Here is a 19,479-nt window from a genome sequence, read left to right on the forward strand (position 1 = left end):
CCATGTGATCGGTCACACTCCCGTCGTCAGACCGCGTTGGCCACAACGGAAAGCCGGGCCTTCAAGGCCGGGAAGTTAGGGCTTGCAGAGAATTAACCCCACCGCCGTTGCGTTTACGAGCGGCGGCGTGATGCACGTCCGTTCTCCATGATCTGGATGTCGATAGTGAGGGTGTAGATCTGGGTCTGTTGCGGGTGTTTGCCGGCGTTCGGCCCGCGCCGGGGGTGGTGCTTGGTCAGGGCGTCGTCGGCGGTGCGGATGAGTGCTTGGTAGGCCGTCAGTAGCCCGTAGCCCTCCTGGTCGATGCCGTCGATACTGCGTGAGCGCAGGACGCGGCCGTCGAGCACTGTTGCCTCGATCGAGAAGTATGCGGTCTCGATCTGCCACCTGCGGTGGTAGAGATCGGTGAGTTCGCGGGCCGGGTAGCGGTCGGGGTCGGGGTCGGGGTCGGGCAGGCTGGTGACCAGACGCCAGGGCTCGCGCCGGGTGGTGCCGTCGGCCGGCGTGACGGTGATCCGCGCTTCGATCACCCGGACCGGCAGGAGTCGGTAGCCGACGCCGGCGCGGTGGACGGCCGTGTTCAGGGTCGCCAGGTAGGAGCGTCAGGCAGGCGCTGCTGGATGACCGGGCGACGGTGGGCACGGGAGCGCACGAGGAGCTGGGCCCCGGTGCCGGTGATGTCGTGCAGGAAGTCGATGGCGTCGAAGTTCGCGTCCGCGAGCAGGAGCACCGTGCGGTCCAGGCAGCTCAGCAGACGTGAGGCGTAGGAGAGTTCGCCGCTGGTCTCGGGTCCCAAGCAGGCTGCCAGGACGGCCCGGGTGCCGCACTCGACGTAGCAGCGGCTCGATCCGGGCCCACAATTCGTCGTCCACGATCCACGGTCTGTTGCTCACGCCATCACGAACGGACAAATCGTCACATCGGTAACGCCCTACCAGCAACGATCAGCAAGATCTTGTTACGAGCTCATAGGCGGGTCGGGTCGTCCTGCAGCAGGGCGAGAATGCGATACGTCGGCGTTGGACTGGAACGGTGTGGCGGTCGTCGCGGGAGGCCGCGGGCAAGGGCGGCTGTTCGGGGCCGGCTTCGGGAACAGTGAGCTTGCGACGGCCGATGGCCGTGCGGCACACCGCGGGGAGTCTGCCCCGGCGGGCCGCACGGCCATGAATACATCAGCGGGCCCAGAGCCGCTGACGTCACGCCATTCTCACCGTGCTCCGGGAGGGCCTGCCACGTCCTTGAGGATGTTGGCCAGGATTGCGACAGACTCCCACGACCGTGGCCACGGCTGCCCCGCCGCACGCCGACGCCCTGGGGCAGAGCCGACAGCCAACCGGGCCAGCTCGCCCGCGGCCCGCGTCAGCGGATCATCGAGGCCAGGACGCTCCGCCAGTCCTCGCCGGGCTCCGGCCGCAGCGCCGTGGCGAGGGCGTCGGCACGGTAACGCCAGGGGCGCAGCAGTTCCGGGTTGGCGTCGGTGCGCAGGTCGATGGTGCTGGCCGAGCCGAGCAGGTGGATCAGTTCGGCGGCGAATTCGGCCCAGGAGACGTGGCCTGTCACGGCGTTGACGATCCGTCCGGCGGTGTGTCCGCTGCCGTCGGCGCAGGCGGTGAGGGCTCGGGCGAGCGCGGCGGAGTGGACCCAGGATGCGCCGTGCCAGGCGTGGCCGCCGGTGCCGGGGGCGGGCAGGGCGATGGGCTGACCGGCGCGGGCGGCCTGGAAGAGGTCGCCGGTGGCGCCCCAGCGGAGCTGGTCGCGTAGGCGCTGGTGCGGTCCCCAGACGATGGGCGGGCGGATGACGGTTCCGGTGCTGCGGCCGTTGGTGGCGGCGTGTTCGAGCAGGAGGCGTTCGCAGGTGAGTTTGGCCTGGCCGTAGGTGCTGACCGGCTCGGCGGGCGGGGAGCCTTCGGGTACCTCTGTGGTGGTTGGGCGGCCGTACGCGTCGATGCTGCTGACGAAGACGAAGCTGTGTCCGCTCCAGCCGTCGAGGAGTGCCTGCATGGCGGCGGTGTCGGTGTCGTGGTCGGTGAAGGTGCAGGCGGCGTGGATGACGGCGTCGACGCCTTCGATCGCTCGGCGCAGGCTGTCGGGGTCGGTGAGGTCGCCCTCGGCGATCTCGACGCCGTCCAGTGCGACCAGGTGGGCGGATTCGGGTCGGGTGAGGGCCCGGACGGGACGGCCCTGGGCCATCAATTCCTGGAGGACGGCGGCGCCGACGCCGCCGGTGCCGCCGGTGAGCATGACGGTGTCCTCACGGGTGGTCCGGTTGCGGCGCGTGGTGCTCCGGCTGGCTGCGGCCTGGCGTTCGCGGTTTCGGGCGGCGAGCAGGGCGGCGAGGGCGCGCGGGGTGCGCTGTTCGAGGACGTCGAGGCCGGTCAGCGGCAGGGTGGTGCGGTTGCGGAGCCGTTCGGCGAGCTGGACGGCGACCAGGGAGTGCCCACCGAGGGCGAAGAAGTCCCCGTCGGGTTCGGGCCGGGTGCCGAGGAGTTCGCCGAACGCGGTGCGCACGACGTCCAGCGGGCCGGTGTCCGTCCGCCGGGCTTCTTGCGGCCTGCTGGGGGCGCCGGGCAGGCGGGCCGGGTCGGGGAGGCCGTCGGCGGTGCGCGGCATGGTGTCCAGCACGGTGACGGCGGCGGGTAGCAGGCCGGTCGGCAGCCGGTGGCGCAGGGCCGCGCGCAGCTCGGCGCCGCTCGGCGCACCTGGGCCTCGGACCACGGCGTAAGCGAGGGCGGGGCCGCTGTCGGGGGTGAGGACGGCAGCCTCGGTGACCCGTGGGTCGGTGAGCAGGGCGGCCACGGCCGGGTGCTCTGTCGCAGGGTCGCCATCGGATTCGGGTGTACCGGGTTCGGAGGTCGCGGGCTCGAGGCGTTCACCGGGGAGTTCGCTCAGGCGGCGGGTACCGTCGGCGGCCGCTTCGGTCAGCAGGGCGGCGAACGCGGCGAGCAGCCGGGCGCCGGTGGGCCGGTCGAGGGCGGCGGTGTCGTGCTGGACCAGGCAGCGCGGTGCGGGGCCCTCCTCGACGAGCAGTCCGAGGCTGAACTTGGCGAGGCCGAGGTCGACGTCAACTGCTTCGGCGGTGAGGCCGGGCAGGTCCAGCGGGGCGACCGGCTGGACGAGGTCGCAGCTGACAGCGGGCAGTGGGCTGCCGTCCTCGCCTCGGGCATCGGCGCCGAGTCGCTCCACGACGAGGTCCAACGGGATGTCGTGGTGCTGTTGGGCCTCGAGCAGGGCGTCACGGACGCGGGTGATGGCGTCGGTGAACTTCGGGTCGCCGCCCAGGTCGGTGCGGACGGCCAGGGTGTTGACGCCTAGTCCGACCAGGCGGCGCAGTTCGGGGCGGGCGCGGTGGCCGCTGGCGCAGCCGACGGTCAGGTCCTCGGCTCCGGTGGCGAGGTGCAGGGTGGCGAGGGCGGCGGTGAGGACGACGGTGTAGAGGGTGGCGCCGTGGGAGGTGGCGAGCCGGCGAAGTCGGTCGAGGGTCTCGGGGGTGAGCGGTGCGGTGTGCAGCGCGGCGGTGTGCAGTGGTGTGGTGCGCGGGCTGCCGGGGACGGGGCGTGGCAGTGGGACGGGACGGGCGCCGGCGAGGCGGGTGGCGCGGGCGTCTGCGGCTGCGGCGAGTTCGGTGTCGCGGCCGCGTTCCCACCGGGCGTAGTCGGCGTACTGGATTTCGAGGTCGGGGAGGTCGGCGGGGGTTCCGGTGCGGGCGGCGGTGTAGAGGGCGGCCAGGTCGGCGGTGAGGATGGGCAGGCTGCCGCCGTCGACCGTGATGTGGTGGAGGGTCAGCAGCAGGGTGTGATCCTCGGGGGCGTGCCGTAGCACGTGGGCGCGCAGCACCGGCCCGGTGGCGAGGTCGAAGGGCCGGGACGCCTCGGTGTGCAGCAGGGCGGCGGCGGCTTCGACGGTGGCCGGGCTGACCGGCACCGGTACCGGGGTGGCCGGTAGGACCTCCTGGTGCGGTTCACCGTCGTGCTGCCCGTAGCGGGTGCGCAGGATGGTGTGCCGGTTGGTGAGGGCGGTCAGCGCAGTGGCGAGGGCCTCGACGTCCAGCGGGCCGCGCAGGCGGGCGGCGACCGGCACGTGGTAGAGGGCGCCGCCTTGGCCGAGGCGGTCCATCAGCCACATGCGGTGCTGGGCGTGGGAGAGCGGTGCCGGGCCGGCCGCACCGGTGTGGCGGACGGGGCCCGAGCGGCGGACGGCGGCGCGGCCGGTCCCGGTCCGGGTACGGGCGCGCCGCAGCAGGTCGGCCTCCCGGGCGGTCGGCGCGGTGTCGGTCACCAGTCCTCCCCGAGGATGTCGGTGACGTCGGCCGGGTGACTGCCGTCGGGTGGTCCGGCGCCCTCGGCGGTCAGCAGGGCTCGTTCGACCAGGGTGGCCTGGCCGGCGATGGTGGGGTGGGCGAAGAAGTCGGCGAGCGTGAGCTCGACATCCAGGTCCTCGCGCAGGTCGTCGACGATCCACAGGGCGAGCAGGGAGTGGCCGCCCTCGGTGAGGAAGTCGGTTCCGGGGTCGGTGACGGGGCGGCCCAGGGACCGTGACCAGGCCTCGGCGACGGCCTGCTGGATCGGGGTGAGTCCGGCCGGGAGCTGCGGCGCGGCGGGTGTGGGCCTGGTGGCGGGAGCGGGGTCCTCGGCGAGCGCCCGGCGGTCGATCTTGCCGTTGGGGGTGAGCGGCAGGCGGTCGAGCACGGTCCAGGCGGTGGGGACGAGGTGGTCCGGGAGGCGCTCGGCGAGCTGGCGGCGGAGCGTCTCGGCGGTCGGCCGGTGGCCGTCGGTGGGGACCACGTACGCGGTGAGGGCGGCGTCCTCGTGGCCGGCCCGGCGGACGACGACGACGGCTTCGGTGAGGTCGGGGTGCTGGCGGAGGGCGTGCTCGGTTTCGCCGGGCTCGATCCGGAAGCCGCGCACCTTCACCTGGTGGTCGACGCGGCCGTGGAACTCGAGGTCGCCGTCGGGCCGTTGGACGGCCAGATCGCCGCTGCGGTACATCCGGCCGAGGCCCGGGATGGTGCGGAAGCGGTCGGCCGTCAGTTCGGGCTGCCCGAGGTAGCCGAGCGCGAGCCGGCCGCCACCGATCCACAGCTCGCCCCGGGTGCCGGGCGGGACGGGCCCCTGCCGCTCGTCGAGGACGGCGGTTCGGGCGCCGCCGAAGGGCCGTCCGATCGGGATCGGCGCGGCGCAGTCGGCCGGGGTGACCTGGTGGAGGGTGGTGAAGGTGGTGGCCTCGGTGGGTCCGTACGCGTTGAGCAGGTTGAGCCAGGGCAAGGCCCCCAGGACGTCGGCTGCGATTTCGGGGCTCATCGTCTCGCCTCCGGCCACCAGGGTGCGCAGGACTCCGAAGGCCCGGGAGCGGCGGGTGGCGAGGTGGTGGAAGAGCGCGGTGGTGAGGAAGGCGTGGGTGACACCGAACCGTTCGATGTCGCGGGCGAGTTCCTCGCCGGTGGGCCGGTCGGCTGGGGAGAGGGCGACGGCGGCGCCGTGGACCAGCGGTGCCCAGAGCTCGAAGGTGGAGGCGTCGAAGGTGAGCGGGGAGTGGGCCAGTACCCGGTCTCCCGGTGCGAGGCGGATCGGGTCGGAGGCGGTGGCCAGGTTGGCGACGGCGCTGTGCGGCACCTGGACGCCTTTGGGGTGGCCGGTGGATCCGGAGGTGTAGAACACCAGGGCGACCGAGCGGGGGTCGACTTCCTCGGGAGCCGTCGGTTGTGATGACGCGTCGGTCCGGGTGACGGTGCCGTCCTCGGACAGTTCCAGGCCCTGGCCGGTGGCGAGCTGGGTCTCGGCGAGCAGTGCCTTGTCGCCGAGCACCAGGCTGACGCCGGCGTCGGCGATCATCTCGGCGGTGCGCGGCTGCGGGTAGGCCGGGTCGAGGGGCACGCTGTGGGCGCCGGTCCACCAGACGGCGAGCTGGGCGACCACCAGCCGGGCGGAGCGGGCCGCGAGGAGACCGACGGCGCTGCCGGGGCCGGTACCTCGGCGGGTCAGTTCGGCGGCCAGGCGGCCGGCGGCGGCGACGAGTTCGCCGTAGGTCAGGGTGACGGTCCCGTCGGTGACGGCCAGCGCGTGCGGGGCTCGCTCGGCCAGCGCGGCGATCAGGGCGGGGATGGACGCGAAGCCGGGGTCGGACGCGGCGGGGAGGACGTCCGGAGTGGCGGTGGACGGCCGCGCGGGCGCGACGCCGTCCAGGATATGGGCGGACATGGTGGTTCCCTTCCGGGTGCCCCGGCGGACCGGGGCGCCCTGGCACGGCGTGCGGTCAGTGGTGGGCGGTGTCCGGGCGGCGGTCGTCGATGAGCTGTGCCACTCCGCGCAGGTCGGGGCTGCGCAGCAGTTGTGGGGCGCGCAGCCGTATGCCGTATTCGTCCTCGATGGCGGCGAGGAGGCGGGCGGCGGCGAGCGAGGTGCCTCCCGCGTCACGGAAGTTGTCCTGTGGTCCGAGGTCGGCGCGGCCGAGGAGTTCGCGGCATACCCGGACCACGAGCTGCTCGGCGGGGGTGGTGCCGTCCTCGGGGCTGTCGGGCCGGGCGGTCTGCTCGGTGGCGAGGAGGGCGGCCCGGTCGACCTTGCCGTTGGCGTCCAGCGGGAACGAGTCGACGAAGCGGACGATCGCGGGGACGGCTTGCTCGGGCAGCCAGGTCCGGGCTCGGGCGAGCAGCTCGGGGCCGGTGGGCGGTGTGCTGTCCGGGGAGGGCTGGACGAATGCCAGCAGCTGTACGCTGCCTCCCGGGCCTGGCCGGGCGGCGACCGCGGCGCGGCGGACGCGGGGGTCGCGTTCGAAGGCGCCTTCGACCTCGGCTGGTTCGATCCGGACGCCGCTCACCTTGACCTGGTCGTCGAGCCGGCCGTGGAACTCCAGGACGCCGTCGGGGCGCATCAGTACCCGGTCGCCGGTGCGGTAGACGCGGTCGGTGTCCTTGACGCCGTCGGGTGCGGCGACGAAGCGTTGGGCGGTGAGCTCGGGGTCGAGGTAGCCGAGTGCCAGGCAGTGGCCGCCGATGCGCAGTTCGCCGGTGGTGCCGCGGGGTACCGGGCGGCCGTACGCGTCGGTGACCAGGAGGACGGCGCCGGGCACCGGCAGGCCGATCGGCGGGGCCTCGGTGCCGTGGTCGGCGCCGGGTGCCATGGTGTGGACCGTGGTGACCACCGTCGCCTCGGCCGGGCCGTAGGCGTTGTGCACGGTGGCGGTGACGTCCGGGCCGGGGGCGCGGCGCAGCCGGTCGCCGCCGATGGTGAGGTGGCGCAGGCCCAGGCCGGCCGGCCATGGGTGGTCGAGCAGCGGTTCGGCGAGCGGGGTGGGCAGTACGGCGACGGTGATCCCGGCTGCGCGCCACCAGTCGGTGAGGGCGTTGCTGTCCCAGCGGACCATTTCGGGGGCGACGCTCAGGGCCGCGCCGGAGGTGAGGGTGGCCCACAGTTCCATGAGGTACGGGTCGAAGGCGACGCCGATCAGCAGGCTGTGGCGGTCACCGGGGCCGAGGCCGGTGAGGTCGCGGTACCAGTGCAGTAGGGCGCCGAGCGAGGGTTCGCCGACGGCGACGGCTTTGGGGGTGCCGGTGGAGCCGGAGGTGAGTACCACGTAGTGGGTGCCGTCGAGGGCGCCGGTGGCGCCGTCCGGGGCTGGTGCGAAGACGGCGACCACGGTTCCGGCGGTTCCGGCGCTCCCGTGGGGGACGGGCAGCGGCAGGTGTTCGGCGGTGCGGTGGGCGGGGGGCAGCAGCTCGGCGTCGCCGATGAGGCAGGCCAGCCGGAGGTTCTCGGTGACGGCCTGGAGGCGGCGCTCGCCGGGGCGCGGGCCGAGTGGGAGGGTTACGGCGCCGAGCCGGGCGATCGCGATGGCGGCGGCGGCGAGGGTGGCGGAGTGGCCGAGGCACAGGCCGACCATGTCGCCGGGGCCGACCTTGTCGCGCAGGGTGTCGGCGAGGGTGTCGGCGAGGTGGTTGAGGTCGGCGTAGCTGAAGGTGGTTTCGCCGTCGATGAGGGCGGGTGCGTCGGGGGTGCGCCGGGCCCAGTCGGTGAACAGGGCGAGTACGGGGGCGTCGCGGTGGGGCTCGCCGTGGCCGATGCTGGGGAGGGTGGTGCCGGGGGCCGTGGGGTGGTCGTCGAGGGTGGTCATCTCATGCTCTCCGGGTGGTTGGTGGCGGTCGGTCAGCTCAGGCCCATGGCCTGGGCGATGATCACCTTCTGGACCTCGGAGGTCCCCTCGATGATCGTCATCATCCGGACGTAGCGGTACAGGTACTCGAGTGGGTGGCCGCGCACCCAGCCGGTGGCGCCGTGTACCTGGAGGGCGCGGTCCACCGCGCGGACGGCGGTCTCTGAGGAGGTCAGCTTGGCGAGGGCGGCGTTCTCGGGCGCCTCGGTGCCTTCGTCGACCAGCCGGGCGCAGGCCAGGGTGAGCAGTTTGGCGGCCTCCACCTCGGCGCGGGTGCTGACCAGGTGTTCCTGGATGTGCTGGTAGCTGCCGATCCGGGCGCCGAATGCCTCCCGCTGGCGGGCGTACTCCAGGCCCAGGCGCAGGGCGTACTCGGCTACGCCGTCGCAGGTGGCGGCGACGACCAGGCGACCGCGGGAGAGGCTGTCGATGGCGAACGCGGTGGCGACGCCGATGCCGTCCTCGCCGCCGATGACGGCGTCGGTGCGGACGCTCACGCCGTCGAGCACGAGCTCGAACAGTGGTTCGCCGGACATCCCCTCGTAGCGCTGGCCGATCCGCAGCCCTGGTTGGTCCATGGGGACCACGAAGGCGGTCGCCCCGGCGCTCGGGCCGGCGCCGGCTCCGAGGTCGGTGGCCGCGACCACGAGGGCGATGTCGGCCCGGTCGGCGTTGCTGACGAAGGTCTTGCGGCCGTTGAGGACCCAGCCGTCGGGGGTGCGGACGGCGGTGGTGGTGAGCCGGAAGGCGTCCGAGCCTGCGTGCGGTTCGGTGAGTGCGAGGCAGCGGGCGGACTCACCCCGCACCAGCGGTATCAGGTACTGCTCGATCTGCTCCGGGGTGCCGTGGCGCAGCAGTGGGCTCGGCCCGTCGGAGCCGGCCAGGGCGTAGGGGGCGAGCGGGCAGCCGCTGCGGCCGGCCGCGTGGTGGAGCAGGACGACGGCGGTGAACGGCATCCCGGCGCCGCCGAGTTCCTCGGGGTAGTCGCCCGCGTAGAAGCCGAGGGCGGCCGAGCGCTTGCGGACGTAGGCCCGGAGATCGGCCGGCGGCTGGTCGCTGGTCTCCGGCAGTTCGGCGGCGAGCGGGACGAGTTCACGGCGGATGAAGCTCTCGAACGCGTCGACGAGTTCGCGGTGGCCGTCCTCGAGGACGGCGGAGGGTGCGGAGTTCACTGGCCGCCGCCGGTCAGTGCGCGGGCCTGGTCGGCGAGGACGGGGTGTCTGAAGAGGGTGCGCAGGGCGGGCCGGCTGCCCAGGCGCGGTTCCAGCCAGGCGGCGAGCTGGGCGGCGAGCAGCGAGTGGCCGCCGACCTCGAAGAAGTGTGAGTCGGCGGTGAAGGCGTCGTGGCCGAGGACCTCGCGCCATGCCTCCGCCACCAGGGCCTGGCCTCGGTCCTCGAAGGTGCCGGCCCCGGCGGGTGCGGTTGGCTCGCCGGGTGCGGGGAGGTCGGCGGCGGTGCGGGCGAGGGTGGCGCGGTCGGGCTTGCCGCCGGGCAGGACGGGCATTTCTTCCAGTGCCGTCCAGCGGGCGGGCACCAGTGCGAGGGGCAGCCGCTCGGCGAGCGCGGTGTGCAGGGTGGCCTGGTCGGGCTGGTCGGTGCCCTCCAGGAAGCCGAGCAGCCGGGGTGTGCCGGTCTCGTCCTGGTGAAGGATCACCGCGCAGGAGCGGCCGCCGAGCTCGGCGGAGGCCGCGGCCTCGATCTCCTCGAGTTCGATGCGGTATCCGCGCAGCTTGACCTGGTTGTCCTGGCGGCCGAGGAACCAGAGCTGGCCGGCCAGGTCGCGGTAGCCGCGATCGCCGGTGCGGTAGACCCGCTCGCCGTCGAGGGCGGGCACGCGGACGAACCGTCCTGCGGTGGCCTCGGGCAGGCCGAGGTAGCCCTCGGCGAGTGCTTCGCCGGCCAGGGTGATTTCGCCGACCGCGCCGGGCGGCAGCGGCTGGAGGCCTTCGTCCAGCACATGTGCGCGCACACCGGGCAGTTCGGTGCCGAGCGGGATCTCGGCACCGTGGAGGTCTGCCGTGGTGACCTGGTGGACGGTTGAGGTGACGGTTGCCTCGGTGACGCCGTAGGCGTTCACCACTGTCGCGGTGGTGTCCTCGGTCAGCCCGCGCAGGGCGGCTGCGGGCAGGCGTTCGCCGCCGAGTACCAGTAGCCGCGGGGTCCAGCGGCCGTCTCGCAGCGCCTCCCGGAGCTCCTCGCGGACGGCCAGGAAGTAGCTGGTGGGGAGGTTGGCGACGGTGACGCCACGTGCCGCCAGTACCGCGACCAGCTCGGCTGCGGTGGGCACCTCGCGCTGGGGTAGGACCAGGGCGGCACCGGCCGCGAGTGAGGGCAGCACTTCTTCCAGTGCCACGTCGAAGGACGGCCGGGCGAAGAGCAGCACCCGGTCGGCCGGGCCCAGCCCGTAGCGTCCGGTGATACCGGTGACGTAGCGGGCCAGGGCCCGGCGGCCGACCAGGACTGGCTTGGGTACGCCTGTGGAGCCGGAGGTGTGGATCACGTACGCGGCGCCGTCCAGCACGGCTGCGGGCGCGGCCGGCGGGAAGGCGGGGCCGTCCAGCAGGGCGGGGGTGACGCCGGTGGCGGGCAGGGAGAGGGCGCTCTCCCTGGTGGCCAGTACCAGGGCGGGGGCGAGCCGTTCGAGCAGCAGGCCGAGGCGGGTGGCCGGGTCCTCGGCGGACAGCGGCGCGTACACCGCGCCGAGGCGCAGGCAGGCCAGTAGGGCGACCACGCTGTCGGTGCCGCGCGGCAGCACGGTGGCCACCGGCTGACCGGGTGTCACCCCGGCGGCGCGGAGCTGTCTGGTCAGTTCGCCGACCCGGCGGTCGAGGTCGCCGAAGCTGAGCCGTTCGGTGCCGGAGATCACGGCGAGTGCGGTTGGGTCCTGCGTGGCGGCCGGGTCCAGGACGGTGTCGTCGGCGGGCCGGGGGGAGGCTGCTGTGCCCGGGAGCCCGGTGTCCGGTTGTTCGGCCGGTTCGACGGCCAGGTCGGCGAGCGCGGCCCCGGGGCGGTCCAGGTAGGCGCGGAGCAGGTCGAGCAGGCGGGTGGCGAGCAGTTCGGCGACCGGTTCCCCGAACAGGTCGGCGTCGTAGTCCCAGATCAGTGTCATGCCGGCGGCGCCGTGCTTCTCCCCGACCACCCGTCGGTCGTCCGGCAACAGCACCACGTCCAGGTCGAAGCGGGTGGTGCCGGTGTTGAAGCCCTCGTAGAGCGAGATCTCGAGACCGGGTGCCTGGATGTCGGGCAGTGCGGCGTCGTGTGCGCTGAACATCACGTCGAACAGCGGGTTGTCGGCGCCGGTGGTGTGCAGGCCGAGCGTCCGGGTCAGCTCCTGGACGGGGACGTCCTGGTGGGGCAGGGCGCGCAGCAGGACGTCGGTCACCTCGTCCACGGCCTCGGTGCCGGGTGCGGCGGGGTCCAGGCGTAGCCGCAGCGGCACGGTGTTGACGAACATGCCGACGGTGCTCTCGAAGCCCAGCGGCCGGTTGCCGACCGCTGTGCCGACGACCGTCTCGCGGTGGCCGCTGTGCCGGCGCAGCAGCTCGCCGAAGAGTGCGAGCAGGGTGCTGAAGGGGGTGTGCCCGTCGGCCCGGCTGCGCTCGCGGAGCCGCTCGGCCAGATCGGCTCCGACCGGCTGGCGCAGCTGGCCGCCGCGGTGGCGGCGGACTGCGCCGGGGCGGGCGAGCCCGGGAAGGGTCAAGTCCATCGGCGCGTCCTGGAGTTCCTGCTGCCAGAAGGCGAGGCTGCGCTCCCGGGCCTCGGTCCGGGAGCCGTCGGAGTCGGTCTGGACGTGCTCTTGGTAGGAGCGGGTGGTGGGCAGGTCGGCCGGCTCGCCGAGGGTGTGGGCCCGGTAGGCGGTGAACAGGTCTCGCAGCAGGATCGCGAATGAGTGGCCGTCGTGGGTCAGGTGGTGTTCGACGTGGATCAGCCGGTGGTGGGTCTCGGCGAGGCGGACGAGGTGCCAGCGGAGCAGTGGGGCCCGCTCGGTGTCGAGGGGTTCCTCGGCCTCGGCGGCCAGCAGGCAGCGGAAGGCGGCTTCGGGATCGTCCATGGCGGAGAGGTCGCTGGTGCGCAGCCGGGGCTCGGTGCGGGTGCCGACGCGCTGCCGGGGCAGGCCTTCGGGCTGGGGGACGAGTTCCAGGCGGAGGCCTGGATGGTGTGCGAGCACGGCGGTCAGGCCGGCGCGGAGTGCGTTGGTGTCGAGCTTGCCCCAGAGGTCGAGGGCCGCGGTGAAGTTGTAGGCGCGGCTGCCCGGGAGCATCTGCTCGTGCAGCCAGACGATCTCCTGGGAGGAGGAGAGATCGAACATGGAGGTTCCCTTGCTGTGGCTGGTGCTTGTGTCGGGACGCGCCGGAAGGGCGTTCCCTTGGCCGTAGGGCGGCTCTAGGTGGTCGCGGGTGCCGGACCGAGGTGGTGGCGCAGGGTGTCGAGCAGGGTCTCGAAGGCGGCCTCGGCGGCTTGGTCCTGGCAGCGGTCGCGGTCCCAGGCGAGGCGGACGAGTAGCTCGTCACCGTGCGAGGCGGCGACCGCGAACGGCGCACCGATCGGCCGGCCGGCCAGGTGGGTCTCCCGGCCGGTGTGTCCGGCCAGGATCAGCGGTGGTCGGCGCTGGAGGTCTTCGAAGGTGAGCAGGCCGTCCAGGGCGCCGGACCAGCGGGCGCCGGCGGACCGCGCTGCGTGCACGACCTCGTCGAACGGGGTGGCCGCGTGCTCCAGGTCGTCCCACCAGTGGTCGCCGAGCGAGTCGAGGTCGGCGGGCCCGGAGGGGTCGGGGCTGCCGGGGTGGACGAGCGTGTTGAGAAAGCAGCCGAGCACCGGCGGTGCCCCTGGTGGTCGGCCGCCCCACGGGTAGCCGAGGGCGAGCGTTCGGTCTGCGCCCAGCAGTCGGTGCCCGGTGGCGGTCACCGCGTCCAGTAGTGCCGGGAAGACCGTTCCTCGGGCCGTCGCGGCGACGGGCGGCAGCTGTGCGGCGATCATGCCGGTGGGCCGTGGCTCGGCGGCGGGGTGGCGGGTGCCTTCGGTACCTGCGTGGTCCGGGCCGGGGCCGGCGGTGGTTTTGCGGTCGTCCAGGCTGGCGAGGCGGGCGGCCCAGTGGGCGTGGGCGGCCGGGCCGGCGGCGGCCTCCTCTGCGGCCAGCTGGAGGTCGACTGCCTCCCGGTAGGCGGCGAGTCCGTCATCGTCCGCTGTCACGGCTGCGGTTTCCGTCCGGGCGTACGCCTCGGTCAGGCCGGCTGTGACGATGCCGAGTGACTGCTCGTCGCAGGCGGCGTGGTCCAGGGCCACTGCGAGCAGTTCTTCGCCACGGCCGGGATCGGATGCGAGTAGCAGCTTCAGCGTCGGCCCGTCGGCCGGCCAGGCGAGGAGCGCGAGCCGCAGGGCCTCCTGGGCGGAGTGGCCGGGCTCCGCGATGACTGCGGTGACCTCCGCTGAGGGCTCGCCGAGGCGGAGCACGGGAGTGCCACGCACGGTGGTGAACCTAGCGCGCAGGACCGGGTGGCGGTCGGCCAGCAGGAGGGCCGCGCGGTGCAGCCGGGCGATGTCGACGGTGCCGTGCGGGAAGGCGAAGAACAGCGGCACGGTGTCCGGGCGTCCTTGTGGGCGCATCCGGCGGGAGAGCAGGAATCGGCGCTGTGCCCCGGTGAGCGGGAGCAGCTCCGCCGGGTCGGCGGCGACGGACCGGTACCGGGTGAGGTATGCGGCGGTGATGCTGGTGTGCACGGGTTCTCCGCCTTCGGGTTCGTGGCATGCCGGTGGTCGGTCTGGCGGCTGGTGCGGTGGCGCGGGGTGTGGGGTACTCGGGCGCGGCGGGGTGGGGTGCCGCCGGATGGGCGGGGTCAGTGGGTTCCGGTCCCGGCCGGGGCGGGGTCGGGGCCCGGGGCCGGGTCGGAGGAGCTGGTCGGCAGGTCCCTCGATCGCCGGATCGGTGAGAGGAGCAGCGGGACGGGGACGGCGAGGAAGCCGAGGGCGCAGACCCACAGGGCGGCGCGGGGTCCGGCTGTTTCGGCGATGGTGCCGCCGAGCAGGGCGCCGAGGGGCAGCGTCCCCCAGACCAGGAAGCGCATCGTGGCGTTCATCCGGCCGAGCAGCTCCGGTGGGCAGAGCGCCTGCCGGAAGCTGACCTGGGCGACGTTGTAGACCACGGCGCCGAAGAGCACCACTGCGGATCCCACGGCGAACAAGACCGGGGCGGCGGGGCCCGCCGACAGTGGCCAGAGCAGGGCGAACGGTGCGCTGACCAGTGCCGACAGCCAGATCAGCCGGGCCTGGCCGAGGCGCGTGGCCAGTCGTCCGGCGCACAGTGCACCGGCGAGGCCGCCGACCGCCGACACCGACAGCAGGATGCCGATGGCTCCGGGTGAGAGCTCCAGGACCCGCACCCAGAACACGGTCTGGACGGCCATCAACACTGCGGCGAACAGGTTGGACACGGCGGTCGCAGCGGCGATCACCCGTAGGAGCGGGTGGCCGAGTACGAACCGGACCCCCTCCGCGACGTCGGCGTGCAGCGATCGCCCGGGTGACGGTGGTGGTTCGTCCTCCTGGCTGCGGATACGGCGCAACAGGACGGCCGAGGCGAGGTACCCGGCGGCGTCGGCCACGATGGCCAGTGGCGCACCCAGCAGTTGGACCAGCCCGCCGCCGGCCCCCGGCCCGACGACCTGCGCGGAGGCGCGGACGGTCTCGAGGGCACCGTTCCCGGCGACGAGGTGCTCCCGGGGCAGCAGATTCGGCAGGAACGACTGGTGGGCGACGTCGAAGAAGACCGTCGCCACGCCGGTGACCAGGGCGACCAGGTAGAGCTGCGCCATCGTCAGGACGCCCGCCAGTGCGGCCAGCGGGATCGACCCGACGGCGAGGAACCGCACCACGTCGGCCCGGATCAGGACCGGCAGTCTGCGCGTCCGGTCCAGCCAGGCCCCGGCGGGCAGGCCCACCAGGACGAACGCCGCGGTTTCGGCCGCGGTCAGCAGCCCGACTTGGAAGGCCGTGGCGTGCAGTTCGAGTACCGCGACCAGTGGCAGTGCTACCAGGGTCACCTGACTGCCGGCTTGGCTGGCTGCAGCCCCGAACAGTAGGTGCCGGAAGTCGGGGTGGCCGAGGAGGCGGTCACGGGTCGGGTGAGGCAGATCGTTCACTCGAACGACTTTCGGCCATGCATTCGAACCAGGGCAACCGGCAAGATCACATTCCGGCCTTCTCGCACGGTGGCCGAATCACGCCCCTGGCCCGCCTTCGCAGCCGAGCCCGCGCCACCCTCTGGACCTCGGCAAAACCACCGGATCAGGCTGGACCAGCAGCATTCGTACCCATGCCCCTCGCCGTCCGCTGCCCCCTTCTGTTGTCCGATATACGGACCACAGCTTCGCCTTCATCGGACGATCCGCCACAACATGGCCGGATCACGCGAACGGGCACCAACGCTTCCCCCATCGGTGGCCGCACCGTGGTACCACGGAGAGCGGGCCCATCGGACGGCCTCATCTCGAGCTCGCGACGGCTCACCGCTTGTTCGTCTTCCACAGCAAGTACTGCTGGCGTACGTAACCGCGGGGATCGGCCTCCACCCCGACCCGGTCGTGAGCCGCCAGTTTGAGAGCCGCCTGGTCGGCGCTGGAGGACACCCGGGAATCGGTGTCGCCGGTCTGGAGGGAGATCCGGTCGGCCATCGCGGCGTGCCGAAGCAGGTACTCACGCGTCTCGTCCGGCGACGCGTCGGCAAACGGATACGTGGCCATGAGGAGGTACTGGCGCTCGAGTGCGACACTCGGGGCCCGGGCGTACGCCTGCTGCGAGCTCGGGATGGAGCCGGTCGGGGCCGGCTTGGCGGACCGGGCCCCCGTACCGAGCAGCGGGTACGGGCTCAGGTACCAGCCCGTGCTCTCGCCACGATCGACAAGCTCGATCAGCTCACCGTAAGTGCTGGATTCCCACTGGAGCCTGTCGTCGCCCGGATCGAGGCCCTCCTGTTCGCCATAGCTCTTGGTGGTCAGTCGCTGGGCGGTGGGCTTGTCGGCATATATCGCATGGGGAGCTCCCGCTTCGATGTTCCAAGCGACCCAGACGATCGGTCGGGCGACGCTCATGGGGTTCCCTCCCTTCGTTCAGCTGCTCCAGTACGACCACCGCAGGAACCCTCGGGCTCCGGACACCCGGCATGCCGACACCTCACGCATCGCCGGGAGCGCCCGGCCGGAGCCGCTGAGAACGCAACCCGGGCCTTCAAGTCGTGTCGAACTCCATCAGGATCCTTCGCATCGGAGGTCGGCCGGCACCTGCCGTAGAAGACGATTCTGCCGCCTCGGCGATCCCTTCGGCGCACAGCTGGGCGCCCAAACCGCTGGTTCTGCCCGCACGGGAACGGAACGTGCCCGGAACTCCGCTCTTCTCTGCTCGCCTGCCCCCAGCCGGGGCCCGGCCGCTCTGTGCAATACACCCGAGACCGGCTGACCCTGGATCCACCGCGCGGGTTGTCAGCGGTGTGAGGGCTGGAACGAAGAGATGCCTTGTGACCTGGGATGATGGGAGTTCTCTAGGCTTCCATCGCACCGGATCAGCAAGGCATCTCGTAAGTGATAGTTTCCCATACCGCTTCGGCGGTCTTCGCATCGTTCGATGATCCGAATCTGCTCGCGCCCGCCGGTCTCGTTCCGGCGGTGCGGCTGCTGGAGCGGTGTGACCTGCCCGCTCTGGTCCGGGCGAACGTGCGGATCACCGGGTCGGCGCACGGCTCCGGCGCCCACGCGGACGCCAAAGCCGTCCAGGTCGTGGCCGGGATGCTGGCCGGCGCGGACAGCATCGACGACCTGGACGTCCTGCGACACGGCGCACTCCCGAAGCTCTTCGGCGGAGTGCGGGCGCCCTCCACGCTCGGCTCGTTCCTGCGCTCCTTCTCCTGGGGCCACGTGCGCCAACTGGAGTCCGCCGCCCGCGCGTTCACCTGCAACCTCGCCGCGCAGACCGGCCTGCTGCCCGGCGCCGACCAGGTTGTGTTCGTGGACATCGACTCCAAGGTCAAGCAGGTCTACGGCACCGCCAAACAGGGCGCCGGGCACGGATACACCAAGGTCAGAGGCCTGCACTTCCAGATCGTCACCGTCAAAACGCCGTTGTGCGCGCCGGTGATCGTGGCCACCCGACTGCGCAAGGGGGCGGCGAACTCCGGCAAGGGAGCCGCGTCCCTGATCGCCGAGGCCCTGACCACCGTGCGCCGGATGGGCGCGCGGGGTCTGATCGTCGTCCGCGCGGACTCGGCGTTCTTCTCCCACAAGGTCGTTGACGTCTGCCGCAGGGCCGGTGCCCGGTTCTCCCTGGCCACCGCCAACCGCAAGGAGATCCGGGCGGCCATCACCGCGATCGGCGAGGACGCCTGGACGGCGATCAAGTACCCGAACGCGGTCTGGGACGAGACCCAGGGGCAGTGGATCTCCGATGCCGAGGTCGCCGAGACCCAGTACACCGCGTTCACCGGCAAGGCCAAGAAGTACCACCTCACCGCGCGGCTGCTGGTCCGCCGCGTGAAACGGCTCAACCCCGCTCATGTCGCAGCCGGGCAAGGCGAGTTGTTTGCCACCCACCGCCATCACGCGATCTTCACCGACAGCACCCTCGGCCTGCTCCAGGCCGAGCAGACGCACCGCGACCACGCCGTCATCGAGCAGGTCTTCGCCGACCTGGAGGACTCCGCGCTCGGCCACCTGCCCTCGGGAAAGTTCACCGCGAACGCCGCCTGGCTCACCCTGGCCGCCATCGCCCACAACCTCACCCGCGCCGCCGGCCACCTGGCCTCGACATTCCACGCCAAAGCCCGCACCGGCACCATCCGCCGCCAACTCATCAACACCCCAGCCCGGCTGGCCACCTCAGCGCGAACTCTGACGCTTCACCTGCCGACCCGCTGGCCGTGGACCGAGGCGTTCAGCAGTCTGTGGACAGCCACCGGCCACCGCCTACGGACCTGACCGGCGACCCGCCCCAACCGCCCACGACACCGAAAGACCTCGGAGACCCCGCACCGGACGGCCACCCGGCACTCACCCCTGCCCACCAGCGGGAACCCACCTCGACACCGCCCCAAAGATCACCGCCGAGCACTCACCGAATGCCCGGCGGTGGATCCAGGCTGACCTCGGCCACCGGAGCGCAGGCCGAAGCATGTTGGCCGCCAGAAATGCCCGGCCAGCTCCACAGCCGCCATCGGTGCACTGTGGAACCTTCCCGCACGCCCTCAGGCCCGCGCCGGGCCACACATGCCCCCACTCAGCGGGGAAGCTCAGGAGACCTCAGATTCCGGAAGCCATCAAAAGCAAATCCATGACGATTTGTGCCATCTTGCTCGCTCTGCCACTCGACCCGACTGCAATAGGGCACTGTAAGTCACAGGTCAACTACTCCGCCTGGGTCGTCTCGCAGTCGCAAAGGAGCCAGCCATGCGAAAGATCGCTTCTTTTGTGACCACAGGGGGCATCTTGCTCATGGGGCTGTCCGTGGCACCGCCCGCCTCCGCCGACCAGGCCAGGGAAGCCCGCTGCCGTGGTCGCCAACCAGACGTTCACCGGAGCAGGGACGACCGCTTCCGTGGCCTATCTGACAGCCAAGGAAAAAGCGCAATTTCGGCCAGCAGAACAACGTGCAGTGCGACGAGCTCCCCTTCACTCCCAAGCCGCTCATCACCACCAGTGCGACCATTTACACCGGGGCGCTCAGGGCGGACTGCGCCTGACCGATTCCATTATCTCTTCACGAATTCCACTGGCCTCTGCGGATTACATGAACCTCCGCCAGGAATTCCCATCACGAGGCCGCTGGCGCCCCGGGCAGACCGGCGGGCAGGCAGGACCCGTCCGCCCGCCCGGAGCGTGACCAGGAAATCCGATTTCCAGCCGCACATCCACCCGCGGGTGGAATATTCTGCTACGGTAACAGCATGGATCTTGATGAAATTGCAACGGGTTTCCTGACGCGCTATTACGCAACCTTCGATACCGGCGCTTCGGGACGCCCAGCCATCCAGAATCTGTACCGGCCGGATTCCCTGCTCCTGTGGGAAGGCCGACGGTACTACGGCGACAAAGAAATCATGGAGGTCTTCAGCAGGCCTCATCTCGGCAAAACAGTACACCAGGTGGCCTGTATCGACGCGCAACCCGTCATCGGCGGCATCCTAGCCGCGGCAACGGGCAAGATATTCCTCGACGGAAACTCCGAGAATCACCTACTGGCCACCGGGACATTTATTCTCCTGAAGACCCCCGGGGCGGACGACAGTTATTACATCCACAACCAGATCTTCCGGCTCATCGGATCCTGATCGCTGCACGATCGCACCAGAGCGGC

12 protein-coding genes are annotated in these 19,479 nt (G+C 72.1%); 2 read left to right on the forward strand and 10 right to left on the reverse strand.

Annotated features, from left to right (window positions below):
- Positions 1-113 precede the first annotated feature (113 nt).
- From OHV05_RS36315 to OHV05_RS36360, 10 genes are all read right to left on the reverse strand, one after another.
- A complete protein-coding gene (locus tag OHV05_RS36315; RefSeq protein ID WP_331730348.1) occupies positions 114-530 on the reverse strand; it encodes a transposase in 417 nt (138 codons plus the stop codon).
- Between the two features lie 50 nt (positions 531-580).
- Positions 581-796 (reverse strand): hypothetical protein, encoded by a 216-nt coding sequence (locus tag OHV05_RS36320; RefSeq protein ID WP_331731189.1) that lies wholly within the window; start codon positions 794-796, stop codon positions 581-583.
- Positions 797-1,359: 563 nt separating this feature from the next.
- On the reverse strand, positions 1,360-4,275 hold the full coding sequence (locus OHV05_RS36325; protein WP_331730352.1) for a condensation domain-containing protein: 2,916 nt from the start codon (positions 4,273-4,275) through the stop codon (positions 1,360-1,362).
- A complete protein-coding gene (locus tag OHV05_RS36330; RefSeq protein ID WP_331730355.1) occupies positions 4,272-6,194 on the reverse strand; it encodes a non-ribosomal peptide synthetase in 1,923 nt (640 codons plus the stop codon). Before OHV05_RS36330 ends, OHV05_RS36325 begins: the two co-directional genes overlap by 4 nt.
- Before the next feature lie 55 nt (positions 6,195-6,249).
- Positions 6,250-8,106 carry a non-ribosomal peptide synthetase gene (locus OHV05_RS36335; RefSeq protein ID WP_331730359.1) on the reverse strand — a complete coding sequence of 619 codons (1,857 nt, stop codon included), beginning with the start codon at positions 8,104-8,106 and terminating at the stop codon, positions 6,250-6,252.
- Between the two features lie 32 nt (positions 8,107-8,138).
- Entirely contained in the window at positions 8,139-9,317 is a 1,179-nt protein-coding gene (locus OHV05_RS36340) for an acyl-CoA dehydrogenase family protein (RefSeq protein ID WP_331730361.1), read from the reverse strand.
- Positions 9,314-12,454, reverse strand: a complete 3,141-nt coding sequence (locus OHV05_RS36345) for an amino acid adenylation domain-containing protein (protein ID WP_331730364.1) — start codon at positions 12,452-12,454, stop codon at positions 9,314-9,316. Before OHV05_RS36345 ends, OHV05_RS36340 begins: the two co-directional genes overlap by 4 nt.
- Positions 12,455-12,528: 74 nt before the next feature.
- Positions 12,529-13,863 carry a non-ribosomal peptide synthetase gene (locus OHV05_RS36350; RefSeq protein WP_331730367.1) on the reverse strand — a complete coding sequence of 445 codons (1,335 nt, stop codon included), beginning with the start codon at positions 13,861-13,863 and terminating at the stop codon, positions 12,529-12,531.
- Positions 13,864-13,979: 116 nt separating this feature from the next.
- Positions 13,980-15,272: an MFS transporter gene (locus OHV05_RS36355; protein WP_405021747.1), complete on the reverse strand. Its 1,293-nt coding sequence runs from the start codon at positions 15,270-15,272 to the stop codon at positions 13,980-13,982.
- A 372-nt stretch (positions 15,273-15,644) separates the two neighbouring features.
- Complete coding sequence (locus tag OHV05_RS36360) at positions 15,645-16,229, reverse strand: hypothetical protein (RefSeq protein WP_331730373.1); 585 nt, start codon at positions 16,227-16,229, stop codon at positions 15,645-15,647.
- Positions 16,230-16,715: 486 nt separating this feature from the next.
- On the opposite strand from OHV05_RS36360, the gene OHV05_RS36365 reads away from it, so the two are divergent.
- Together OHV05_RS36365 and OHV05_RS36370 are read left to right on the forward strand one after the other, a co-directional pair.
- The gene (locus OHV05_RS36365) at positions 16,716-18,104 is read left to right on the forward strand and encodes an IS1380 family transposase (RefSeq protein ID WP_331730207.1); all 1,389 of its coding nucleotides are present in this window, start codon (positions 16,716-16,718) and stop codon (positions 18,102-18,104) included.
- Between the two features lie 965 nt (positions 18,105-19,069).
- Positions 19,070-19,453 carry a ketosteroid isomerase family protein gene (locus OHV05_RS36370; protein WP_331730376.1) on the forward strand — a complete coding sequence of 128 codons (384 nt, stop codon included), beginning with the start codon at positions 19,070-19,072 and terminating at the stop codon, positions 19,451-19,453.
- The last annotated feature ends 26 nt before the right edge of the window (positions 19,454-19,479 follow it).

Source organism: Kitasatospora sp. NBC_00070, assembly GCF_045041205.1.
GTDB lineage: Bacteria > Actinomycetota > Actinomycetes > Streptomycetales > Streptomycetaceae > Kitasatospora.